The 25,040-nt window shown below is 39.4% G+C and carries 18 protein-coding genes; 15 read left to right on the top strand and 3 right to left on the bottom strand.

Translation table 11 applies throughout. The features are described 5' to 3' along the window. The 7 genes from ACYQ28_RS03520 to ACYQ28_RS03490 all read left to right on the top strand — a co-directional run. The coding region (locus ACYQ28_RS03520) for an IS3 family transposase (RefSeq protein WP_460164688.1) at positions 1-682 on the top strand (682 nt) is incomplete at its 5' end. A 51-nt stretch (positions 683-733) separates the two neighbouring features. Next, positions 734-1,135 carry a hypothetical protein gene (locus ACYQ28_RS03515; RefSeq protein ID WP_460048125.1) on the top strand — a complete coding sequence of 134 codons (402 nt, stop codon included), beginning with the start codon at positions 734-736 and terminating at the stop codon, positions 1,133-1,135. Positions 1,136-1,472: 337 nt separating this feature from the next. Then, complete coding sequence (gene nhaA / locus ACYQ28_RS03510) at positions 1,473-2,765, top strand: Na+/H+ antiporter NhaA (RefSeq protein WP_460048114.1); 1,293 nt, start codon at positions 1,473-1,475, stop codon at positions 2,763-2,765. 24 nt (positions 2,766-2,789) lie between these two features. Next, positions 2,790-3,641 carry a transglutaminase family protein gene (locus ACYQ28_RS03505; protein WP_460048113.1) on the top strand — a complete coding sequence of 284 codons (852 nt, stop codon included), beginning with the start codon at positions 2,790-2,792 and terminating at the stop codon, positions 3,639-3,641. 23 nt (positions 3,642-3,664) lie between these two features. Then, the gene (locus tag ACYQ28_RS03500; protein ID WP_460048112.1) at positions 3,665-4,456 is read left to right on the top strand and encodes a transglutaminase-like domain-containing protein; all 792 of its coding nucleotides are present in this window, start codon (positions 3,665-3,667) and stop codon (positions 4,454-4,456) included. Positions 4,457-4,894: 438 nt separating this feature from the next. Beyond that, positions 4,895-5,365, top strand: coding sequence for a DUF3592 domain-containing protein (locus ACYQ28_RS03495; RefSeq protein WP_460048111.1), 471 nt, complete (start codon positions 4,895-4,897; stop codon positions 5,363-5,365). Positions 5,366-5,475: 110 nt separating this feature from the next. Further along, positions 5,476-6,219 (top strand): Crp/Fnr family transcriptional regulator, encoded by a 744-nt coding sequence (locus tag ACYQ28_RS03490; protein WP_460048109.1) that lies wholly within the window; start codon positions 5,476-5,478, stop codon positions 6,217-6,219. Between the two features lie 58 nt (positions 6,220-6,277). Here the strand turns inward: ACYQ28_RS03490 and ACYQ28_RS03485 are convergent, their stop codons facing one another. Both ACYQ28_RS03485 and ACYQ28_RS03480 read right to left on the bottom strand, forming a co-directional pair. Then, positions 6,278-6,472, bottom strand: coding sequence for a PRC-barrel domain-containing protein (locus ACYQ28_RS03485; RefSeq protein ID WP_460048108.1), 195 nt, complete (start codon positions 6,470-6,472; stop codon positions 6,278-6,280). Beyond that, positions 6,439-6,606, bottom strand: a complete 168-nt coding sequence (locus ACYQ28_RS03480; protein WP_460048106.1) for a hypothetical protein — start codon at positions 6,604-6,606, stop codon at positions 6,439-6,441. Before ACYQ28_RS03480 ends, ACYQ28_RS03485 begins: the two co-directional genes overlap by 34 nt. A 331-nt stretch (positions 6,607-6,937) precedes the next feature. Between ACYQ28_RS03480 and ACYQ28_RS03475 the strand changes: the two genes are divergently transcribed. From ACYQ28_RS03475 to ACYQ28_RS03450, 6 genes are all read left to right on the top strand, one after another. Further along, complete coding sequence (locus ACYQ28_RS03475) at positions 6,938-7,093, top strand: hypothetical protein (RefSeq protein WP_460048104.1); 156 nt, start codon at positions 6,938-6,940, stop codon at positions 7,091-7,093. Positions 7,094-7,262: 169 nt separating this feature from the next. Further along, positions 7,263-7,436 (top strand): hypothetical protein, encoded by a 174-nt coding sequence (locus tag ACYQ28_RS03470; RefSeq protein ID WP_460048103.1) that lies wholly within the window; start codon positions 7,263-7,265, stop codon positions 7,434-7,436. A 32-nt stretch (positions 7,437-7,468) separates the two neighbouring features. Continuing rightward, entirely contained in the window at positions 7,469-10,258 is a 2,790-nt protein-coding gene (gene acnA / locus ACYQ28_RS03465) for an aconitate hydratase AcnA (RefSeq protein WP_460048102.1), read from the top strand. After that, complete coding sequence (locus ACYQ28_RS03460) at positions 10,239-11,702, top strand: class II fumarate hydratase (protein WP_460048100.1); 1,464 nt, start codon at positions 10,239-10,241, stop codon at positions 11,700-11,702. Before acnA ends, ACYQ28_RS03460 begins: the two co-directional genes overlap by 20 nt. Positions 11,703-12,488: 786 nt before the next feature. Continuing rightward, positions 12,489-14,285, top strand: a complete 1,797-nt coding sequence (locus tag ACYQ28_RS03455; RefSeq protein ID WP_460048098.1) for a PepSY-associated TM helix domain-containing protein — start codon at positions 12,489-12,491, stop codon at positions 14,283-14,285. Between the two features lie 375 nt (positions 14,286-14,660). After that, positions 14,661-16,904, top strand: coding sequence for a TonB-dependent siderophore receptor (locus ACYQ28_RS03450; protein WP_460048096.1), 2,244 nt, complete (start codon positions 14,661-14,663; stop codon positions 16,902-16,904). A 363-nt stretch (positions 16,905-17,267) separates the two neighbouring features. On the opposite strand, the gene ACYQ28_RS03445 is transcribed toward ACYQ28_RS03450, so the two are convergent. Beyond that, positions 17,268-18,722, bottom strand: a complete 1,455-nt coding sequence (locus ACYQ28_RS03445) for a diaminobutyrate--2-oxoglutarate transaminase family protein (RefSeq protein WP_460048095.1) — start codon at positions 18,720-18,722, stop codon at positions 17,268-17,270. Between the two features lie 351 nt (positions 18,723-19,073). Between ACYQ28_RS03445 and ACYQ28_RS03440 the strand changes: the two genes are divergently transcribed. Together ACYQ28_RS03440 and ACYQ28_RS03435 are read left to right on the top strand one after the other, a co-directional pair. Further along, the gene (locus tag ACYQ28_RS03440) at positions 19,074-20,108 is read left to right on the top strand and encodes a TauD/TfdA family dioxygenase (RefSeq protein ID WP_460048093.1); all 1,035 of its coding nucleotides are present in this window, start codon (positions 19,074-19,076) and stop codon (positions 20,106-20,108) included. A 60-nt stretch (positions 20,109-20,168) separates the two neighbouring features. Continuing rightward, positions 20,169-25,031 (top strand): condensation domain-containing protein, encoded by a 4,863-nt coding sequence (locus tag ACYQ28_RS03435; RefSeq protein WP_460048091.1) that lies wholly within the window; start codon positions 20,169-20,171, stop codon positions 25,029-25,031. Positions 25,032-25,040: the final 9 nt, after the last annotated feature.

Below are 25,040 nucleotides of genomic sequence, written 5' to 3'. Positions count from 1 at the left end.
GTCTCGTGGTAGCGCCGGTGCTCGTACGATTTGCGGCGTACTCAATCAATCGGGAGAATCCATCGGGCTTTTTAAAGTAAGGCGATTGATGTCCGAACAAAATCTTAGCAGTAAACAGCCGGGGCCTAAGAGGTTTAAAGTCGCAAATAAACCATCAAACGTTGCAGACAATACATTGAACCGAGAGTTTACCATTGAACGTCCGAATCACGTCTGGTGCGGCGATGTGACTTATCTCTGGAGCGGTACACAATGGCTGTATTTAGCGTTGGTTATTGATTTATTTTCTAGACGTATCGTTGGCTGGGCAATGTCAGACAGTCCAGATACGACACTCACAAACAAAGCATTAACAACCGCGTACTACTCACGAGGCAAACCGAAACACGTTCTCTTTCATTCGGATCAGGGCTGCCATTACACCAGTTATCAATACCAGCAATCATTAACTGATTTTAAAATGATCCAAAGCTTAAGTCGGCGAGGAAATTGTTGGGACAACGCCCCAATGGAGCGAGTTTTTCGAACATTAAAAACAGAATGGATACCGGAAGTTGGCTACGAATCAGTAAACCAAGCAACAACTGATGTATTTGCATTTATACGATACTACAATTTTATACGCGGACACAGCTACAACAACTACGCAACACCAGCTGAAGTTGAGAAAGCATTTAAATGATAAAAACCTCCTACAGGGTGGTATGAAAATAATTGACCACTACAACTTCTTATCTCAGCGGTAGAGGTAGAACCACCAGAGTTAAACCAAGGTCGCCGAATACTTAGCAAAGATATAAAATATGAAAACAATGAAGTACTTAAAGTAATAACCGACCCTCAAATTAGTTATGAAGTAAGAAGAATTGCTGTTGAGGTATTCACGAAAATAGGGGCCGAAGGTTTTGCGCGAATAGACATCAAGTCAAACAAATCTGGAAAATGTTTTTTTATGGAAATTAATTTAGTCCCTGGAATGACCATGGGAACCAGTTATTTTCCAGAAGCATTTAGAATCGATCAAGGTCATGATTATGATCAGACAATCGTTAATTTAATAGATTATTGTCTTTTTAAAACCATGCAAAAACAACCACTTATTGAACAAGTAGCTATGGAATTTTCTAGTAATTAAACCTGAATTTCAATGAGCATCATCAAGACTAAAAAACGTAGCATCACTATTTACAGTTAAAAATGTTACAGTTGAAAATGCGCTTAGTGAAAAATTTAAAGGCAACTCTGGTTATTTAGGGGAGAGCTCGTCAGGGTTCATAAAATAATGCCTCCGTTTTTAAAAAATGTCACGTATAAATATCTATACACAATGAACTCTATCTAAGTAAAAGTGAAATCTCGTACATTTAACTAACCTCATAAAGTGAAACCTCATCATAAAGAAATTAGCCGATCTTTTACTCTCAAATAATAGAGGTCGACCCTCTCAGTTGCCAGCAGTCCCCATTGATTGGTTGACACAACCTGTCAGGCGATTTATTAAAATAGAAGCCGCCGCGGGTTTATTACTCTTATTCTTTACCGTTCTAACGTTAATTGTGGCCAATTCACCATTTGGCGATTTTTTTAAAGATATTTGGAAAATTTCATTTGGTTTGACCATCAACGGCTATTCATTTGAACGAACTTTACATGATTGGATAAATGATGCCTTAATGACATTATTTTTCTTCTTAATTGCACTTGAATTAAAACGAGAGATTGTACTGGGAGACTTTAGTCAGCCACGCTTGGCGATGTTATCTATATCAGCGGCGACCGGTGGAATGATAGTACCGGCACTTATTTACCTGTTTTTTCAACATGGGGAATTAGGTCAACACGGGTGGGGGACTGTGATGGCAACTGATACCGCGTTTGTTATTGGCGGGCTCGCATTACTAGAACGGCGCATACCACGCACATTGCGTGTATTTATGCTCTCTCTCGCTGTGGTTGATGATATCGGCGCGATTATGGTTGTCGCTATTGGCTACGGTAAGCAATTAAGCTTCTCTTATATTGGATTATCGCTTATTGGTTTTGTTGTTATCCGATTAATGGCTTTAGCCGGAATTCGTAATTTAGGGCTTTTTTTTGGTGTTGGTATCATTATTTGGTTGTTTGTGGATGCATCTGGTATTCACGCTACTGCAACAGGTGTTATTCTCGGATTGATGACACCGACGACTAAGTGGGTAAGTGAAGAACGCCTTCGTAAAATTATTGATTGTGTTGTGATGCCACCGTCTAAAGAATATTTGAGTGATAACATTCACAATCGACAGCTATTAAAAACTGCTGAGGCAGCTGCGCGGGAAGCGTTGTCTCCCGTTGAGCGCTTGGAAATTATGCTTCATCCTTGGGTAAGTTTTGTTATTATGCCATTATTTGCGCTCGCCAATGCAGGTATTGATCTTGTCAATATGAAATTTTCAAGCTCAATTTCTATGGCGGTTTTTTTGGGATTTTTTATAGGCAAACCACTTGGAATATCTCTGTTTAGTTGGTTAGCTGTTCGTTTAAAAATTGCGAGTCTACCTAATGATTTAAATTGGTCTTTGGTTTTCTCCGCAAGTATTCTTGCCGGCATTGGTTTTACTATGGCGATATTCATTGCCAATATGGCGTTCACCACCGAATTAATTGCCTCAGCCAAGCTGGGCATACTCTTGGCTTCACTTGCATCAGGAATATTGGGAATAAGTTTGTTGTTTTTTCTTACCCGTAAAAACAATACGCTAAACCATAACGAAGTACGAAATTAATAATAGTAAACAAAGAGAATTAATTTGAAGCGACTTAAGATCACTCATAAAACAAGATATGATTTCACCGATCATGTAGAGCTATTACCGCATACCTTTCGTTTACGACCACGAGAGGGGCATGATTTACGAATTGAGTCCTCCAAGTTGACTATCTTTCCTTCTGCTGTTGTGCGTTGGTATCGAGATGTAGAAAGCAATTCAGTGGCTACTGCGTCATTTACAGATAAATCAAACTTTTTAACCATTGAAAGTGAAATAATAATACAAAAATACGATTTAAATCCTTTAGACTTTTTAGTTTCCGTGCATGCAGTTAATTACCCATTCACTTATCGATATGAAGATACTATTTCTTTATCACCTTATTTAACAAATCCAGACAAATTAAATCGGATTTTCACTGATTGGGTGGATGAGAATTGGAAAAACTATGAAAAAATTCAAACATTTTCGTTACTTGAACGTATAAATCGACGTATTTTTAAAACCCTAGTCTATGTAAGACGAGAAGAAGAGGGCGTTCAAAGTGCGGAGTATACCGTTGCCAGCAATTCGGGCTCTTGTCGGGATTTTGCCAGTCTTTTTATGGCTGCTGCACAACGACTGGGTTTTGCCGCACGGTTTGTTAGCGGTTATATCTATTCAGACGGTATATCGAAAGAAAATCAATCTACCCATGCATGGGCAGAAGTCTTTATTCCCGGTGCCGGTTGGAAAGGGTTCGACCCCACCTACGGAACCGTAGCTGGAGTTCACCATATCGCTACCGCGGTCGCCAGACGGCCAGAATCCGTGCCACCCATTTCTGGAAGCTTCTATGGAAGTAGTGGCGCGTCTATGAATGTGGAAGTTTTGGTGACTGAGATCAGTTAATCATTATTAAAAGGAATAATTTAATGTGGTTACGCACAAGTTGTAAATTAAGGTTCGATATTAAAACTCCCACACCGTTTATTTTGATGCTACGACCCAGAAGTGGAGACCAGCAATGGGTTGCCTCTGAGGCTTACATTCTTAGCCCACCTGTATCTGCTTTTGAATTTACAGACGATTTTGGAAACCTCTGCCAAAGGTTAGTCGCACCACCGGGCGATTTCATGGTATCGACCACCGCAATTATTAAAACCTCTGATACAGTGGACATCGGTCACGGAGGTGAATTTATTAATGTAGAGAATCTTCCTAACAGCGTGCTCAAGTATCTTCTTCCTAGCCGGTATTGTGAATCTGATTTTTTTAACGAGATGGCGACAGAAATTGTGTTAAATCACTCTCCAGGCTACGATCAGGTCGCAGCAATTGAGAGATGGCTGCGAGAGAACATCCGTTTCGAACCAGGTAGCAGTTCGTTTCCATCATCTGCCATTGAAGTAAATAAGGTTCGCGTCGGAGTATGTCGAGATCTATCGCATCTTGGTATCGCATTGTGCCGCAGTTTGTGCATTCCAACACGTATGGTTGTGGGTTATTTTCACACATTAAACCCTATGGAATTGCATGCATGGTTCGAAGCCTATGTCTCGGGACGTTGGTATACATTCGACGCAACACAAGATACTAAAAAAGGGGGTTATGTAGCAATTGGATACGGTCGTGACGCGGCTGATGTTGCAATCTACAACCAATTTGGGCCTTCTGTTTTTCCGTATGAAGAAACCGTAAGTGTTACTTTATCAAATATTACATAAATAGTACCTAGAGTTGTGTAATGCTATTAAACTCTAAGAATAAAACGCACATCGAAATGACTACAGAATAAAGCTCATTTAAAAATTTCTTCTAATCAAAAAATTACTTCTAAATAGGCCAATTTCTTCGAGTGGCCAAATGTAGAAGAATAGAAGGTTGTTGTGCAATGATTTCATCGTACCGCGCCTTCTTTCTGCCTTCAAACTGTCGCAAGTGGCGTTTCGCCTAATTATTAAAAATATCTTAACTCGATCAATACGATTTTTATCCATAAATATTTTTGAATGACTTAACTGATGAGTGATAAAATATATCACGCAATTATGCCACTTATCTGGTCATAGTTACTGTTTCTGGTCATAGTTACTGTTTCCGGTCATAGTTACTATTAAAATTTGCTTTGCGTCTGTAAAATATTGTTATAAACAGAAGTATTCATGGAAAAAGAAATCATTCATATAATCCCAGGCGCCTTTGTGTTGGTAATGGGGCTGTTTAATTTGTATCGGGCTTTAGTTAAGCGCAAATGGCCAGAAACAATAGGTAAGATTCAAAAAAACGAAATTAGACAGATAACTATTGCTATCTATCCAATAATAAAGATTGGCATGTTAAATAGCTATAATACAAACCCTGGTTCAAGTAAAAAACAAAAATTAATCCTCAATTATGTTTATGTTGTTGATGGAGGCAAATACACCGGCAATCAGCTTTATTCCGCGCCGATTATAGAAACTAGGCGAAGATTGGTAGGCTTATATGTTGGTGATAAAGTCAAAGTTTTCTACAACCCCAAAAATCCAGCCAAATCTTTTTTAGCTCATTCATTTGCGTGGCCTAGTCTTGTTGTAATCTTTATTGGCTTAGCGCTAATAGCGGGTGGTGTGTACATGCAGCTCAATCAATAACAATCAATTGCACGTTACTCAACAAAAATATGTAATCGAAAACACTCCAATTATGCTGGTATTTTTCGTCGTTAACTCAGTACGATAAGTTTATAAGGAATCGTTCAATTATGAGTCACTACAAAGAATTTCATGATCCAAGCCAAAATTTATTAATTGCGAGCCTTCCCCACACGGTTCGGCAACGCCTATTAGTAAACCTTGAGCTGATCGAACTACCTCTTGGACATGTATTGTATGAGTCCGGCGATACTCTTCGTCACGCATACTTCCCTACAGACTCTATAGTATCGTTATTATATGTAATGGAGAACGGTGATTCCGCAGAGATAGCTGTGGTTGGGAACGAAGGCATGGTGGGTACAGCGCTATTTTTAGGCGGGGAAAGCACGCCAAGTAGAGCGGTAACACAGAGCTACGGTTTCGCTTATCGGTTACCTAGGCAAAAATTTATTGAGGAATTTAGTCTCCACAAAGAGTTGCTGGTTTTACTTTTGCGGTACACACAAGCGGTTATTACTCAAATGGCTCAAACGGCTGTTTGCAACCGTCATCACTCAATAGATCAACAATTGTGCCGCTGGCTACTTTTGTCACTCGACAGAATGAGTGGCAAAAATTTGTTTATGACACAGGAATTAATTGCCAATATGCTAGGTGTACGACGTGAAGGTGTTACAGAGGCCGCCGGGAAACTTCAGAAATTGGGAGTGATCGAGTATCACAGAGGCCATATAACAGTGCTTGATCGATCAAAACTGGAGAACTTGTCATGTGAATGCTATGCGGTTGTAAAAAAGGAAACTGATCGGCTATTTCCTTTATTAAAAAAGAGTTCAATTAATAATTGTTGAATATTATTAAATTTCTTATCGTCAAAATAGGGTATTTGAACCTAATATAGCCTCAAATTCAGCAATATTGAGTTGTCAGAACTTCTTTTCCTATATTCAGCAGAAAATGTTTTCTTTCTACGTCGAATTTAAGAGCATTTACTAGTTTAGGCATGAGCTTTCTGTTTATGCTTAAAAATAAATCAGAGGAAAGTATCACGTAACTAATATATCCACGTGTTACGCTAAATACAATATCTTTAATATTCCCCATAATTTTATTTTTTTAACAATTTTATAACCAAGCATGTTGCTTACATTCACTAAAAGAGTGTCTGAATCAACCTGTACGCCAGCACTAGTATTAATATTTAATTTACTACTGCTAGTACCATTTTCTTGAATCATAAAGTACTCCGCTTTTGTTTTTAAAATTTATAGAAAACTCTTATTAGCCTAAAGTTTATATAGTCACAGGGAGGCATTGCCGACCTCAAGACCAGCAAGCGCTTGATATTATGAATAAATTGGAATCGCATCTTTCAATTTCTTTCCTCCAATTAAATCATGGATGAGTTAATCAGAGGTTCCTATAGATATTTTTTGTTTCATAGCCATCTTAAAAATAAATAAATGTCGGGTATGTTCGGTAACGTACGGACATTGCACTAAAAGAATAGCATTATGTTCGTAACGAGAAACCACAGTCTGTGGACTCGAAAATAGAAAGTGAGAAGAAATGAAAACGTCACAAGAAAATAAAGAACACCAAAACAAGCCTGAAAAACCAGCTCAAACATCACAACCAAAACCTGAGCAACAAAAACAATTTGCGCAGAAGCCAGACCAATCTAATCAAAAAAACGACCCAAAAGATTCAATTAAAAAGAACTAACTCGACTCTCTTGAAATTGATTTTTGAATTTCTCTGTATCCGTTCTGTTTTTTTGAGCGGATACAATTTCCGCCTCTAAAGGATTTATAGCAAACTTTTAATGAAATAAAGGATTTAAAGGCTCAAATATAATTTCTAACATTAGTAATATAATTAAAGAGTAAATAAAATGAATAAACAAAGTACAATTTCAAATAAACCAACACCAGCTGAGATTCAAATAACATTGATTGATTCAGGCAAGGTGCTGGCACTCAGCCGTCATACCGGTTTATCTTGGCACATCGAAAATAAGTCTACCAATTTAGGTTGCAAGCTCCCCGCTACGAGCATCGTTCAATAGCGTATGGCATCCACAGACTGGTCTTGTTTATTATGATTAACATAATTCCTACTACGAAAAAGCAATGGCGTGAACGCTATCTCACTCATCTGGGTGAAAGCGGCTGTAGAAACATGTATTGGTCTTTAAAGCAATTGGCACAAGATTTTGACTTTACGTTAGGTGATCAACCTTTAGTTATAAGACTGTTTTTAGAAAATATCATGCGCAACATTGAAAACAATGTAGATGAAGAAAATACCGCATATTTACAGGTCTTAATTAAGGCGTTGATCTCAGGTATTAATACCGCCGAATTCGAGTTTCAATTTTACCCTAGCCGCGTACTCATGCAAGACTACACTGGCGTACCCGCCATTGCTGACTTGGCAGCTATGCGCGATGCCGTATTTGCGAGTGGCGGCGATGCTGAAAAAATCAATCCTATGTGTCCCGTCGATCTTGTCATTGATCACTCCGTTATTGTAGATCAAACAGGCCATTCAAATGCATTGCAGTACAACCGCCAACGTGAAATGGAACGAAATAAAGAACGCTATCAGTTTTTAAAATGGGCTCAGGGTTCATTTGAAAATCTTACAGTGGTTCCTCCAGGAAAAGGTATTTGCCATCAGGTTAATCTCGAATATTTTGCCCAAGTGATACGTAAAAAAGAGGACGTGCTATTTCCAGATACGCTGGTGGGCACTGATAGTCATACCACCATGATCAATGGGCTCGGGGTGCTCGGCTGGGGCGTGGGCGGCATTGAAGCCGAAGCGGTTATGTTAGGGCAGCCTTTAAGTTTGAATGCGCCTCGTGTTGTGGGCGTTAGATTAGACGGTGAGTTGCCCTGTGGCGTTACCGCAACGGATCTCGTTCTAAGTATCACGGAGATTTTAAGAAATCATGGTGTGGTAGGAAAATATGTTGAATTTCATGGAGCTGGTGTCAGTAATCTTAGCGTCGCTGACCGTGCCACAATTGCCAACATGTCGCCTGAATACGGAGCAACCTGCGCATTATTTCCAATTGATGCAAGAGTTATCGAGTATTTAACCTTAACGAATAGACCGGCCTCATTAGTTGAGCGAGTCTACGATTACGCTGTTGCACAAGAACTATTTTACAGTTCTGATCATGAATCCCAAGCGCCCATTTATGGGGAAAGCTTAGTCATCAACTTAAATGACATTGTTCCGTGTATCGCAGGTCCCAAGCGTCCACAAGATCGCTTACCACTTGCCGCAATTAAGCAAAAAACCCTCGACGAATGTGCACTGGCAGGTCACGCTGGCGTTAGTGAATCAAGTGATGCTCAGTCGTCGCTGATGGATGGTGACTTGGTGATTGCTGCCATTACTTCCTGCACGAATACATCCAACCCCAGCGTCATGCTGCTTGCCGGCTTGCTTGCCAAAGCAGCTGTTAAAAAAGGTTTGTTGGTTAAGCCCCATGTTAAAACGTCACTTGCACCCGGCTCCCAAGTAGTTGCTCGTTATCTGAACCGTTCTGGATTGCAAACCTACCTAGATCAGCTGGGTTTTCAGCGAATTGGCTTTGGCTGTACAACCTGTATTGGCAATTCAGGCCCCTTAAACAATAATCTTGAATCCGTGATTGAAATGGGCAATTTACACGTCAGTGCTGTGCTTTCTGGCAATCGTAACTTTGAGGGAAGAATTCACCCCTCCGTCCGACTCAACTGGCTGGCCTCACCACCGTTGGTCGTAGCTTTTGCTTTAGTAGGGCATACGCGGATCAATTTTGATAAAGAGCCTTTAGGCTTTGATCAAGAAAATAACCCGGTTTTTTTAAGTGATATCTGGCCAGATAATTCGCAGCTCGAACACGCGATGCTGCAGGTCAGCCAAGAACTCTATGCGCTGTCTTATAAAGATATTTTGCAAGGCGATGAGTATTGGAATGACTTAGATGTCACAAGCAGTAAGTGTTTTCCCTGGAATCCAGAATCGACCTATATTCGTAAGCCTCCCTTCTTTCAGCAGCATGAAAAACCCAATCCAATTATTGCGGCAAGAATTTTAGCGATAGTGGGCGACTCCATTACCACAGATCATATCTCACCAGCAGGAAGAATTAGCCTGGATAGTCCTGCAGGAGAATATTTGCTAAAGCGCCATGTTAAACCGGACCAATTTAACAGTTATGGTGCACGTCGAGGTAATCATGAAATTATGGTACGCGGTACCTTTGCTAACAAGCGACTGAAAAATGCCATAGTGACGCCAATGGAAGGGGGGTTTACTCGCATATATGAAGACGCCGAGAATACACAAAATACAAGCCAATCAATCAACATTGAAGAAGCTGGGCCCGTGACTATTTTCGCGGCTAGCCAGTATTACACAGAGAAGAATATTCCTTTGGTCATTTTTGCAGGCAAAGAATATGGTACCGGCTCAAGCCGTGACTGGGCCGCGAAAGGATGCTTGTTGTTGAATGTTAAAGCCGTTATTGCAGAAAGTTTTGAACGTATTCATCGTAGCAACTTAGTTGGAATGGGTATTATGCCATTGCAACTATTACCAGAAACAACCATCGATGATTTGTCGTTAAACGGTGACGAGAGCATCTCCATTCTAAGGCCAACCGATACTATCAAAAATAATCAACTGCTACCCAAACAAAGGATGCTTCTGGAAATAACAAGTAGTCAACAGACATCCAGCAGTCACAAACCTCTATTGACGCGCACTATCTCGGTAGTTCTTAGAATCGACAATTATCAAGAACTCGATTATTTTTTTGCCGGTGGTGTTCTGCCGTATGTTGCTCAACAATTCATAAATAACCAACACAATGACCGATATCACGACTAAACAATCAAAACAAAGTTCGGTAAATAAGCGGTCCGAAATCCAGCAGGACACAGGTGCCGATGGTTTGTCTGCAATCCAAACAAATGAGTTATGGGGCAAACAAACTCAACTGTCGCTAAAATATTTTGATATCGGAAACCATACTTTTAATTCGGACTTTATTAACGCCCTAGTTTCCATCAAACGTGCCTGCGCAACCATTAATTACCAATTAAAACTGATAAACGTTAAACGGTTTAAAGCCATTGTTCATGCTTGTGATGAGATTCTAAACGGTAAGCACCGTGATCAATTTCCATTACGGATATGGCAAACAGGATCGGGCACGCAAACTAATATGAATGTCAACGAGGTCATTGCATCGTTGGCGAATACCTTTTTGCGCCAAAACAATCCAAGTGACAAATCAATAGATGCTGAAGAATTACACCCGAATGATCACGTTAATATGTCACAGTCGTCCAATGACGTATTTCCCAGCGCCATGCATATCGTTGTAGCACAGCAGACAATAAAAATACTGCTGCCCGCTATCGAGTTAATGGAGCGCGAATTATCCCATAAACAAACAGAATTTAAGAGCATCTATACGGTCGGGCGTACTCATTTGATGGATGCGCTACCAATTAATGCGGGCGCTCTGTTGTCGGGCTATGGCAATCAAATAACAGCAGCAAAAATTGCAATTAAAGACAGTTTGAGTGCGGTTTATCAGTTAGCTCAGGGAGGTACGGCAGTGGGCTCAGGTGCTAACGCACCGGAGTTATTCGGCCAAAAGGTGGTTGCACTGTTGGCAGAGCAATACCAGTTACCATTTGTTCAGCACCCAAACTTATACGCGGCAGTTTCTGGAGCAGATGCGTTACTATTTTACAGCAGTTCACTCAAACAGTTGGCCGCGACCTTATTTAAAATCGCCAACGATTTTCGACTGCTCGGTAGTGGGCCTCGTTGTGGACTAAATGAATGGCATTTACCGGCAAATGAACCTGGCAGCTCTATTATGCCAGGCAAGGTAAATCCAACCCAATGTGAAGCATTAAGCATGGTATGTTTACAGGTATTTGGCAATGATCTGACGGTTTCTCTTGCTGCTTCAAACGGTCAGTTGCAAATGAATACCTATCGCCCAGTAATTATTCATAATGTTTTAGAAAGCATCGATTTGCTGGCCGATGCAATAACTTCTTTTTCAGAAAACGCTATACGAGGTTTAAAAATTAATCGTACTCAAGTTGATATCAATATGCGTAACAACTTGTCCGTTATTACTCTGCTAGCACCTAAAATTGGCTATGATGTGGCGACAAAGATCGCTCAGCAAGCAGACATATGCAATAAAACTTTAGCAGAATCTGCAGAATCTCTGCATCTTTTTAGTCAGGAAGAATTTAAACGCTTGATAAACGAACAACTGGAAATCCAATTAATAGAACATGAATAATCTCAGATCGAACAGGTCGCAACGGATTTACAGGATCCTCCTAAGCTAAGATATTACTCACGGAGCAAAATTTCTTTATCGTTTTTCAATCATCGAACGTCGGATGCCTTACTTATCTCCGATATGATCTCAACAATTGATTAAGCAGAACAGGGAGGTCTTCTGACAACTGAGCTTGTTCTATCCAGCCCTTTATCGCAGTACTTGAGCAAACATCTTTTGCTTCAAATGGTAAAGCTTAATTTCTGGGAAGGGGCAGGTTAATAATCTAAATTGATTAAGTACAACCTCATTGATTAAGTACAACCTCATTGATTAAGTACAACCTCTAATGCCTATAATTGGGAACCCATACTGAAGAAAGAAATTGAACGGATGATTTCCTCGTAGGGCAAGTCTAACAACACGCCAACAACACTTCTAAATCCGTTTATAACCTCGTGTGTTACCGCAGTCACTTACTTCACAAAGCACATAATCTGTGTCCATCCATATCATCGTTAATTCCAATCAGCATAGATATTTAGACAATTGCAAGAAAGTTTGGTTGTAATTATAAATAATTATCATTAGTATTAAAAATACATTTCTGCTAAATAATGATATATCGCCCTTAACTAACAGGCCGTTTATTAGCTCAGACTGTAGAAGCCAAAAATATCACTATCAATTTTTTAACAAATGCCAATATTTATAATTCTTAAAACAGGTGGCATCACATTATGTCGCACGAAATAATGCTTAGTTTGAGCTTCCTGTAGTTTTATATGGAAGATCAACCTTGTGATGTGTATTCATATTTTTGTTCAGTGTGGTTTTGATGTGATATCAAACAAAAAACTATTTGCAGTTCACTCATGGGTTGGGCTTATTGTTGGGCCAATTTTATTCTTTATCTGTATTTCGGGTACTGTTTCGACAATTAGTTATGAATTAGATTGGTTGCTTGACCCTGAAATTCGAGTCCCAACCTCAGAAAATACAACCCCAGTAACCGCCGATGTTCTCTATCATTCATTGCAAGAGGCTTATCCCGGCTCTTTAGTGCCTGTGTTAAGTTTGTCTCCAGCTCTTCCCTATGTGCCAGCTGTAGCCTTGATGGAAGATTATGAGAGAGGGGCATTTATTGTTTATTTAAACCCTTACAGTGGCAAGATCATTGCCGAGAGAAATCGTTTAAATATAAAAAATTTCTTTCGTATTCTGCACAAACAATTTTTTATTATAAAAACAAAAATGACCCCCAACGGGGTGTTTTTTGTGGGTATTTTTGGCTTATTTTTACTTGTTTCTTTAGTCGCTGGTTTTTTATTGTTGAAAAATCGCCTAAAAAACATGTCTCGAATTCGTTCATCCAAGGGCTCACGAATATTTTGGATTGATTTACACAGATCTTTAGGGCTTTGGTTTTTGGCGTTTACATTGCTGTTTGCCGTGACCGGTGTTTGGTACTTAATAGAAAAAATTTCCGGTGAATCAGATGTAGTATTACATCAAGAAGCCAATTTAAATTATCTTGGCCAAGAGAATTATTTGCCCGAATTACGCGTTGATGAATATCTCTCTGTAGCGAGAGAGGCCATTCCTTCATTAGAAATTGCTTACTTATTTTTACCCAGAAAACCCGGCGAGTTGGTACACATTTACGGTCAGGCAGGGCCTTTATTGGTTCGAGATGCTGCAAATTATGTGGCAATTGACCCGGTTACCTTAAAGGTATACGAACATTATGTAGCCTCTGATTTATCTGCTTATGATCGTTGGGTACATACCGCTGATGTTTTACACTTTGGCACATTTGGTGGCGTTTTCACTCGTTTTATCTGGTTTTTTGCAGGTCTCGTTTTATCGTTTTCTATTTTAGCCGGATGGTATTTGTGGTTACTCAGGGTAAAAGCCGTTGGCTCAAAAGCAGTTAAATCAACTTGGTACTCTGTTGTAACCACCACGACCTGCGTGTTTTTAGTATTACTCAGCACTACGTTTTCTGTTTTAGGCTTCTTTAAAATGGAAGGAGCACCAATTCAACCTATTGTTCAGGCGGTTGATTTTACCGAGCTTGGGCCATTTAACGGCATGTTCTATCAACGTGGCTTGGCTTCTGAAGCGACTGATCCTGATCGGTCAGAAACCTTAGCGTCTGGGTATTTGATCAATCTAGGCGTAGAGTTTACGCGGCCAGTTAATTTAGATTCTCTAGAATTAATCATCAATGATCGGTCTTGGTTATTCTCTTCCGGTTGGAATATTTTTGAAACGAAAATTTTTATCGAGAAAGCCAATCTAAATCAACCGATAGAAGCAACCCTGGTCGCTAAAAATGCACAAGGCCAGATATTTAAGACAGAGATTTTATTAAATTCACCACACACCACATACACACCAGCGCAACAACATTACATCCAACAAAACCAACCTCACAGCGCTGTTGCGGTTAGAGTTTTTCTTGTTTTGTTTTCGGTAATTATGTTGCCAACGCTTTTAGGCTGGATGTTATTCAGTAACAAACTAGCGAAGAAAGCCAGCAGGGCAGTACCAACAAAACTGGCAGGCAATCAAATAGTTATGCAACCACTTAAATAACAGGAAGTTTCCATTAAAAGCGAAGAACGTTTCTGCTTTTTGTATTCTTACCTAAAGCTTTTAACTCAAGTGGTAGGGTTGTAACCTTAAACATTAATGGCGTGCGCTATGCATTTAGTGTGCGTTCTGGCAATTCAATAACTCCACTCACGAGCAGCAGTCTCACACACCGACGTATCTGATTTTTATCAAATTACCTTAAAGTAGAATAGTTAGATTTGTTATATCACTCAATTGCGATTGATAATTATTGTTATTTGTAGTAATTTCTCGTTCTAGTTCAAGGCTAGGGGCCATCTTTAGGCATTGCAATGGCTATTTGTTTTGTAAAAACAATGGGTAACGTAAAAATTATTATATATCTTGGGTCAATGTATGAATATTAAGAAATCGCAACGTTGTGGGTTGTGCGTGGCTATTTTATCGGTCAACTCTATTTCTATTGCTCAATCAAATACACAAATCGAAGAAGTGTCTGTAACGGGCCATAAGCGAGAGTACCAAACCGAAGAGGTTTCCGGTTCTATCGGTTTTAATGTATCTCCACTAGATGTGCCAATTTCGATTGACGTAATCAACCAAGATATCTTAAAAGACCAGCAGGTTAATAACGTTGATGATGCATTGCGTAATGTATCTGGCGTAACTAAATTTAAAACCGGTAATGGTGGTGAAGAACAATTCGCAATTCACGGCTTTAGTGCGTCGCAGTCGATATATAAAGATGGTGCACGCATTAATAATGCGCAAAACTCTACCAATATACCTTCTACCGAAACTGCAAATATTGAAAAGGTCGAGGTCTTAAAAGGGCCTAGCGCTATTTTATACGGCCAGGGTGAACCTGGCGGCACTATTAATTACGTTACAAAAAAACCTGAGTTTGAATCTTTTCATGAAGTCGAACTATTAACCGGAAGCGATTCATTTTCAAAAATTGAATTTGATAGCACCGGTGCTATTGGTAACTCAGACCAGTTTGCTTATCGTGTTGTTGGCTCTTACGAAGATTCAGACAGCTTCCGAGATTTTGTAGAGCGCGAACGATTTCTGTTAAATCCGTCAATTTCGTACCTTAACAATACCGGCGGAATATTAACGGCATCCGTTGAATATATTGACGACGACTTCACTACCGATCGTTCACAAATTTTAAGCGGCGACTTTATTAACGGTTACGATTACGATTCCAGTGTATTAGACACAGAACAGTTTTATGGTATTGAAGGATATAATAATCGCAGTAACGCAGAGTCAACTCGTGTATCGTTAACTTACAATCAGCCAATTAATGATTTTTACAGTATTGATCTTTTAGCATCCTATACAAAAAACGAAAAAACAAATTTCGATTCCACGCCGCTTTTTGCAACGCCAGCAACCATTGGTTTATTGGCCCAAATAGGATTTCCCGCCCCGGTTAACCTAGGGCAAGTATTGTTGCCAGATGGTACGGTTTTAATTCAACCGCGTTTTGGTGAAGGCGAAGGTGAAACAACTTATCTGCAAGCAAACAATTTATTTGAATTTTCAAGTGGATCGCTAGCGCATAAATTATTGCTTGGTATTTCTTACGAAGAATTAGAAACCGACTCATTTACCACAACCGGTTTAAATATCGCCACTTATAACATCTTCAGCAATCAACGGTCGTTCGTACCATTGGCTGCGGGAATTCCAACCGATGAGGTATTTTTAAATCCAGTTGGTACCGATATAAAAATCAAATCGGAAGAAATTTCTCTTAATGTACAAGACTTAATTGAAATTAATGAACAATTCACAGTTCTACTTGGTGGTCGATTTGTCGATTACGAAAGCAATACTAATCTTGGCGGCGATGAGGCATTCGACGATACAGATTTTACCGGTCGTTTAGGTGTGATCTATAAACCTGCCGAAAATATTTCGTTATACGCAAGTTACGCGCAAGGTTACCTACCAGCAACAGGTAGCTTAGACCTTAATGGTAACCAAATCGACTCCGAAACAAACTCTCAATTTGAAATTGGCCTAAAAGCTAATGTATTGGATGAGCGTTTATTGTTCACGGTAGCTTTATACGACGCAGAACGTAAAGATGTCGCAAGCTTTGACGCGGCGGCCACACAACAATCTAACTTTAATGTTTTTGATACGATTGGTCGGGTTGAGTCTAGAGGTTTGGACCTACAAATTATCGGTAAAATTACCGATGCTTGGCGTATTGTTGCCGGTTACGCGTATATAGACAGCGAAATAGATACAGTAACTACATCCATTTTTGGTGGCGTGTTGGATCTCGATGGCAGAGAGCAAGTCGGTATTCCAGAAAATAGCGCTAACCTTTGGAGCGTTTACGAGTTTACCAATGGCTTTGGTATTGGTGGCGGTCTTTTTTATCAAGATGATACCTTCGCCAGTGCCGAAAATAATACCGAATTTGACGGTTTTACGCAGGTTGATGCCGTTGCCTACTACAAGCACAATTTATGGAAGTTTCAATTTAATGCCATTAACCTTACTGACGAAGAATATCAGTTAGCCCAAGGTGGCGTAGTGGAAGATCTTTTTGCATCTATTCGTGTTGGCACTTCTGTACCCAGGAGTTTTGTTTTCTCAGTGTCAAAAGAGTTTTAAGGCAACAGGCTCCAAGTTAAACTTAGATAACACAAGGATGTGTCGCCAGTTTCAAGAATGGTAAGTAATCGAAATTGTGAAGAAATTGGAAATCCCATTTTCAATTTCTTCCCTCTGACTAAATCATGGATGAACTAATCAGAGGCTCCTTAAATAATACTAATAAATTTGCCTTTACCGGAAAATATCCAACATATCAAAATCAACCCAACTAATAGTTATTTAATAAGTGGCACTTAGGTTAAAAAGCATCAATTTGATTAAAAAAAATTAACTTCCAAAACAAGCGAATTCTAAAAAAAAACCGGCTTTTGCCGGTTTTTTTAGCACAAATAACTCATCCGTTAATTAGCAATCTAATTGTTATGGCTCATGAATGGTTTGTGCAACTTCGGCAACACAAGCCAGAAATATGTTAATTACAACGCTCATTTCCTGCTGTGTGATGTTCAGCGGTGGTAAAAATCTTACCGTGGCACCGGCTCGACCACCTAACTCTAAAATAAGGCCATGATGTAAACAAAGTTGTTGTATTTTTCGTGCAATATTTCCGTCTGCCATTTTTGGTTTTTGTGGGCTGTTGTTTGCCGATACAATTTCAACACCGATCATTAAACCTCGTCCGCGAACATCGCCTAAAAATTCGTAGTCTTGTTGTAAACGTTTAAGTGCCGATAAAAGTTGATCGCCACGTTTACGCACATTTTCTAAAATATTCTCACTGCGAATAAGCTGTAATGTTTTAGCACCGGCCACCATGGCTAATTGGTTACCACGAAAAGTACCTGTATGCGCTCCGGGAAGCCATTTATCCAGTTTTTCATGATATGCAATTAATGCCATAGGAAGACCACCACCAATCGCTTTAGACATGACCAAAATATCCGGCTGAATATTGGCAAATTCGAAAGCAAACATATTTCCGCTTCTGCCAACACCGCATTGAATTTCATCAAAAATTAACGGAACATCAAAGCGATCACATAAATCTCTTAACCCTTGTAGCCATTTTAGCGGAGCAGGAATAACACCGCCTTCGCCTTGAATGGCTTCAACAACAATTGCAGCAGGCAAGGGCGTACCCGAATGAGAATCTAATAGCTGATGTTCTAATAAATTTAAATTAGCGTAAATACTTGCCTCTCCAGTTAATCCAAAGGGGCAACGATACTCATAGGGATACGGCATAAACTGGACATTGGCCATTAAATCAGGAACCGGAGACTTAGTTCCTCGATTACCCATAAGTGACAAGGTGCCGTTGGTCATTCCGTGATAAGCGCCCGAAAAAGACCAAATACCGCTGCGTTTTGTTGCCGTTTTAGCAAGTTTAATTGCAGCTTCTACCGCATCGGTTCCGGCTGGACCGCAAAATTGTAACTTAGCGCAACATGCAAATTCCTTCGGTAAAATACTGAATACTTCCTTTACAAACTCTCGCTTTGCTGGCGATGTTAGATCAAGTGTTTGCCAGGGCCCGCCGGATACTAAATAGTCGTTTACTGCACGAACAACCTCAGGGTGATTGTGTCCCAACGCAAATGTGCCCGCACCGGCCAAGCAATCTATAAATAATTGCCCCTGTGTATCTTCAACGAAAATTCCCTGAGCTTTTTTTATCGCGATCGGAATATTTCTAGGATAACTGCGCGCATTTGATTCTGTTTGGTTTTGCTCTGATAAAAAAACATTGTCAGCAATCTTAAATTCTTCTTGCTGTAAAAATCTCGTTAAAGAATCAGACAAAACCGAAATAACGTTGTGTCGATCATTTTTTGCTTGTTTATTTTCATACTCGATAATTGTTTCTTGAGTCATTTCGATATCCCATATAGGTCGAGCACATTTAAATTAATAGCGTAAGAGAGTCGAGAGGTTAGCCAGTCTGTATATCCGCCGGCATTAATCTCGGCAAAGTAATAAGCGCGTAAGTTTTTATGTGTGTTAATTAACCCAAACTTTCTTAGAAAAAATAATTTCCAAGTATGCGTTAATTTATGTTGAAGAATGATGCATCAATACTTTAAACTTATCAATAACAAGAGTACGAATCATTATCATTTATATTTGTGAAGTGACCCACATTGCTGAGTTTTTCTAAGAAAAACAACAATATCTGCTTAAGTGATCGCTTTATTACTATTCTCCAAAATAGATCTGGCACAGACTATGAGCGCATTACCATACATCATTACACCCAGTACGATTGCAGGTGTAATTGATAAAAATTACTCGAATACTCAACATCTAAATCAGCAAATCGCGCAACTAAAATCGGTAATAGAACGTAGTTTTGATCACCATGGTGCTGTATTACTGCGAGGATTCTCAGTTGATAACGAAGAACAATTTTCTTCAATAATACGTATATTTGATTTTAATTTATTGAACTACGATTTTGGTTCAACGCCCAGAAGTGTGATAAAAAAAGGCGTCTATACATCTACAGAATATCCGTCTCATCAAGTTATTCCGCAGCATTGTGAGCAAGCATACTGTTTACAATGGCCGAAAAAACTATGGTTCTACAGTCATCTTGTTGCCGAAAACAACGGTGAAACGCCTATAGCTGACTGTCAAAAAATCTACGATTCAATTCCTGCCCAAATTAAAAATATTTTCGAAAAGAAAGGATTATTGTACGTAAGAAACTATGGCAACGGTTTGGATTTACCTTGGCAGCAAGCCTTTGGGACTGACTATCAAGAAGAAGTTTCTGCGTACTGCGACAAAAATAATATTGGGTTTCAATGGAAAGATGACGATGAATTACGTACTTGGCAAAAATGTCAGGTAAGTATTCAACATCCTAAAAATCACCGGTGGACATGGTTCAACCAAGCGCATCTGTTCCATATTTCTAATCTATCTGATTCAGTAAAAGAAACTTTATTGTCCGTAGTGGATAAAGAAGATTTACCCAGAAACGTATATTTCGGCGATGGCTCCGAAATCCCAGATCAAATACTCGATGAAATTCGTGCAGTAATAGAAGAACACACGGTAAGTTTCCCGTGGCAAGAAAGTGACGTAATGCTGATCGACAATCTACGTGTGAGCCATGGTAGAAATGTTTTTTCTGGCAATCGCAAAGTGTTTGTTGCAATGACGGAACCGTTCGGCGCAGTTAATTTAAAAGCAAGCTCTGTAATGCCTAAATTAAACGAGCTACAGCCGGGCCAATTTCCCAGCTCGTTATTCTAAGTTCTCTCGTAAAAATTTAACGCTATTGTTTAGACAACACTTACATTACATACAACGCTTATGACTTTACGCAAATTTCCACTTACCGAAAATCAAATGTCTTTGTGGCTTGCACAATTGTCAGACCCTAACAGTGTTGCCTACAACATGGTGCACGCTCTGGAATTGGATATTTCTTTGTACAAAGAAACGTTACAGAACAATCATGAGTCATTAATAACATGCTTTAACACGGCCTTTTTAGCAGTATTGTTAGAAAATCCGGTATTACGCTGTATTTATTGGCAAAACAGCAACACTGTAGAGCAAGTGGTTCAAAACCCCGATAATTTTGAAACTCCTTTTTATTCGTTGGAGCTCGTATCGCTCGAAACGGAATGTGTTTGGCCACATTTACAACAACAAGCAGATCACATTTTTAATTTAGAAGAAGAATTACCTTGTAAAGGAATCCTATACCACAGTAAAAACGATAACGACAGGGTGGCATTACAAATTATTCTCCACCATATTGCCGGTGACTTTTTCTCCTGCGAATTGGTTTTTAATCAATTATTAATGCATTTAGACAAGCTATGTTCGATATTTAATGACTCAACGGCCTATCATAATTATTTGGAAGAACTTTTAAATCACTCCGATGACGCTTTCAAAAAATCTTTTTTTCATTATCAAAATGACGAATCCAATTACCTTTCTAGCGAAAGCAGTAAAATTGACCGCGGTTTCTGGCGCGACTACTTAAATAATAGCGTGCCTTTAGAGCTACCACTCAATTTTATTCGCCCAAGTGTGCAAACATTTTTAGGCGATGAAATACAGACTCAATTTACAAAAGAAGAAATTATCGGAATCAAGCGTGTAGCTAAAGCATTACACACAACACCCTACATTTTTTTATTCGGTCTGTTTCAATGGTTGCTCAACCAATATAGCTGTCAACAGAACTTTCGTATTGCAACACCTGTAACTGCTAGAACTCAAAAAAATTATCGAAAATCCATTGGTTATTTTGTTAGTCCAATTGTCTTAAATTGCCATGTCGATAAATCGGCTTTGCTGATCGATTTTGTGGCCGATGTCCAGAACAATCTTAGCAAAACGTTAGAGCATCAACGTTATCCTTTAAGACGAATCATTAAAGACTGTATTGAAACCGGTGTAGTAGAGCAAACTTCAGATCGAACACCATTGTTCCAACACATGTTTACCTATTCAAGAATTCAACGTCACTCCCACAGAAATAAGGTTAAAAAACACCTTCTTTCACAACAGCGGGGTAGCGCCCATGAATTAAACCTTATGGTGGTAGAAGATCGATACGTAATCGAGCCACTATTGGAAATGCGCTGGCGTTTTAACGAAGCGCTCTATCACAGTAAATTCGTAAAAGAACTTTCAGATCAATATCGTTGTTTTATTAACACACTTATTGCGTTACCAGAGCAATCACTGTTACGTACTCGACTTGCAGATATTACGGTTCCGGAAAAATTTTTATCGATTATTAAAGCGTCTGAAATTTCGTTCAAAGGTGCACATGCGTTAAACGATTGGTTAACGATATGCTTAAACAGTCGTAACAACCTTGCAATTAAGACCGCTAACCAAGTATTTTCATACCAAGAGTTATTTTTTAATGCGCACGCCTATGCGCAAAAAATCAGCAAATTCGCTAACAAACCAACCATTGTTGGTATTTGTTTAGAACGCTCACCTGAAGCAATTTTCGCTATGCTCGGCGCATGGCTACAGGGTGTACCATACCTATGTTTTGATCGGTCACTACCCAAACAACGCCTTGAATTACTGATAAACCAAGTTAAACCCGATGTTTTATGGATTGATCAAGCTGTATCAGAACTACCAAAAATTCAGGGCGTTGACATACTTCATGTTAACGAGCTTGAAGACATATCAAATCCAGACATTAGCTTTGAACAACTGGTTACTAGTGCACAGGCTCAAGACGATTTCGCTGCCTATAAGATATTTACTTCGGGCACAACTGGCCTACCAAAGCTTATTTCCGTGTTACAGAGCAACCTATCGAATTACGTAAACAGTATCGCTCACGCCAATTTATTACCCGAAGGTAACAACAGCACACTATTATCACTAACCTCATTTGCCACCGATCTTGGTCACACGGCTTTATTCGGCGCTTTATTAACCGGTAGAACCTATGTATTGCTTAATGACGAACAATGCAAAGATCCTAATTTTCTACAGGATTATCTGTCAATAAATCCGGTTGATGCCCTAAAAATTACACCGTCGTTTTTTTCCGCGTTGAGTGACGGCGTGCCCAACATTACACCCAAACAACGCTTAATTTTTGGTGGTGAAAAGCTCACAGCTAATATCGTAAATACAGTTCTCGCAAACGAAAGCGATTCAAGCCCGCATGTGTTTAACCATTACGGTCCCAGCGAAAGCACCGTAGGTATTGTATGTGGCGAAATAACAAAAAATACTCGCTTAGATGAAATTCCTTTGGGTAGGGCGCTCAAAACCAGTAGTCTTGCCATCGTTGATGCTGAGTTAAATGCGGTACCCAAAGGCGTAGTAGGTGAGCTTTTAATTGCAGGTGCTACGCTGAGTTTAGGTTACGACGATAAAACACTCAATAAAGGCAGATTTATTGAGCACCCCTTAATCGGTCGTTGTTATCGCAGCGGCGATGTGGTCAAAATTGATCACAACGACAATTTAATATTTATAGGACGAATTGATCGCCAAATAAAAATTCGTGGTCACAGAATTGAGCTCGACGAAATTGACGCAGTCCTATTGAAATGGGATGAGATTAAGCACGTTACTTCAGCGCCCAGAGAAGGCATAAATACGACCATTGATACGTATATCAGTTTTAAAAATGCTGTCTCTTTAACCCAATTAAAAGATAAATTGCAGCGTATTGAGCGTTTCGTATCAAACGCTCTGCCCGAATACATGCTTCCCGGTTATTGGCGAATTGTCAGTGAGATTCCTCGTACTGCCAGTGGTAAATTGGATATTAACGCGGTTAAAACATTGTCATTTGTGGAAATTCCCTTTGGTCAGTGTTCTGATGATCCCAATAGCACCATAAAGTCAGATCTACACTCAGATGTTATCCCATCTAACGACCTAGTAGTAAAACACGCTGCAACAAAAAAAGAAGACACTGGTAAAAATGTATATACTCCCGATAAAAAAATTCATGAAAAAGCCGTACGCAACGTTGTTGATAAACTTCACGATATTTGGTGTGAAGTGTTACAAAAAGAATCTATAAAATATAACCAAGACTTTTTCTCGCTTGGTGGTGACTCTATTTTAAGCTTGCAGATCATCGCTAAAGCCCGTAAAAAACACCTTAAAATAACACCTAAACAATTTTTCACCGGAAAATCCATTTCAGGCATTGCAGAATTAATTACCCCTAAAACCGATATTGAAGAAGTGTATGCCACTAAAGCTACTGAGTTAAATAACGCAAAAGAACCGAAAGTCAATCAAAAACAATATCCTTTAACGGCAATCCAGTCGTGGTTCTTTCATCAATTTCCGATGGGTGAAAACTTCTGGAATCAAAGTATTTTGATCTGTGATTTACCCGTAATTAACTATGATCGTTTACGAGAATTTGTACGGTTAACGCTCGCAAAACATCCTCAACTTAGAGCGCGATTTACCTGCGAAAACAACCGTTGGTTTCAATTTTATGCACCCGTTGAAGAGTCACTTATTACTGCATCGGTACAAACATTATCAACAAAACATTGGCAAGACTCTTCTAATCAGCAATATCAAGGTTTTTTGACGGGATTTCAGGCCACAATGGATCTTACCTACGGCCCGTTGTTTAAACTGCTGCAAGTAACAGACGGCAGTGAGCAATCTAAAATTCTGTTGACTGCGCATCACCTTGTTATTGATGGCGTTTCTTGGCGAATTCTCTTAGAAGAATTTGACGAATTTTTCTTTACGGATAAATCTACATCACACATAAACGACGTGGTAGATAATACATTTAATGATTGGCTAACCGAAGTTCAAACACGGTCTACCATGCTGCAAAAACTTCCAAATCACTGGAACCCGGTTTTACACACGCTAACCAGTACACAAACGGTAATTAGATCGTTAGTTGGCGATGCTCGGGATTATCAGCAAGTATTTAGTGAAGATTTTCTACTTTCTACAAAACTTCCTGAGCGGTTAACGGTAAAACATTATTTGTTAGCCAGTATCAGTAAAGCTTTAACGCTCTGGTTTGATGACAACCCAGAATTAAAAAAATCATTCACATTCAATAATTGCACCGTTATTGAATGTGAAAATCATGGACGAGAATCAACACACAACGATATAGATTTAAGTTCTACCGTTGGTTGGTTTACCTGCCGATATCCCGTGCTGGTACCGGTTAACACAACCGATTCTAATCGGCTTATCGAGCAAGCAAAATTAAACTTACCTTCAAATAACGATGCTATTGATTATGGAATTTGGCGCTATTTCCAAGCTAATAGTACACAGTCGAATCACACACCGTTAAATCATCAAGAACCTTTTATGGTAGTTAACTACCTGGGCAAATTTATATCGCAGCCGGCTGGCCGAAATTACCAAATTATTGATCCGCTTAGTAACACATTAGAAGGTGCCGCGTTACACAACAGTCGCGCTAACACTTCGTTACGCGCACAACAACTGGATCTTAATTTGGTCTCGCGAGAAGACGGTTTACAGGTTCATTGGAGCTACAATCCAGCAATTTTTAGCGAAGTACAAATTATCGCGTTATCTCAATTATTTAAAGGTTCGTTAAATGAATTCAAGCAGTTTATTGAAAACAACCTAGACGACCAACCCCAAGCGGCTGATTTTCATCTAACCGACGACGAGTTTTCTAGTTTACTAGAAGACCTTTAAAAATCATCT

The organism is Sessilibacter sp. MAH1, assembly GCF_054658315.1.
Note: the sequence above shows the minus strand (reverse complement) of the source record. Positions and strands in the feature narration are given on the sequence as shown.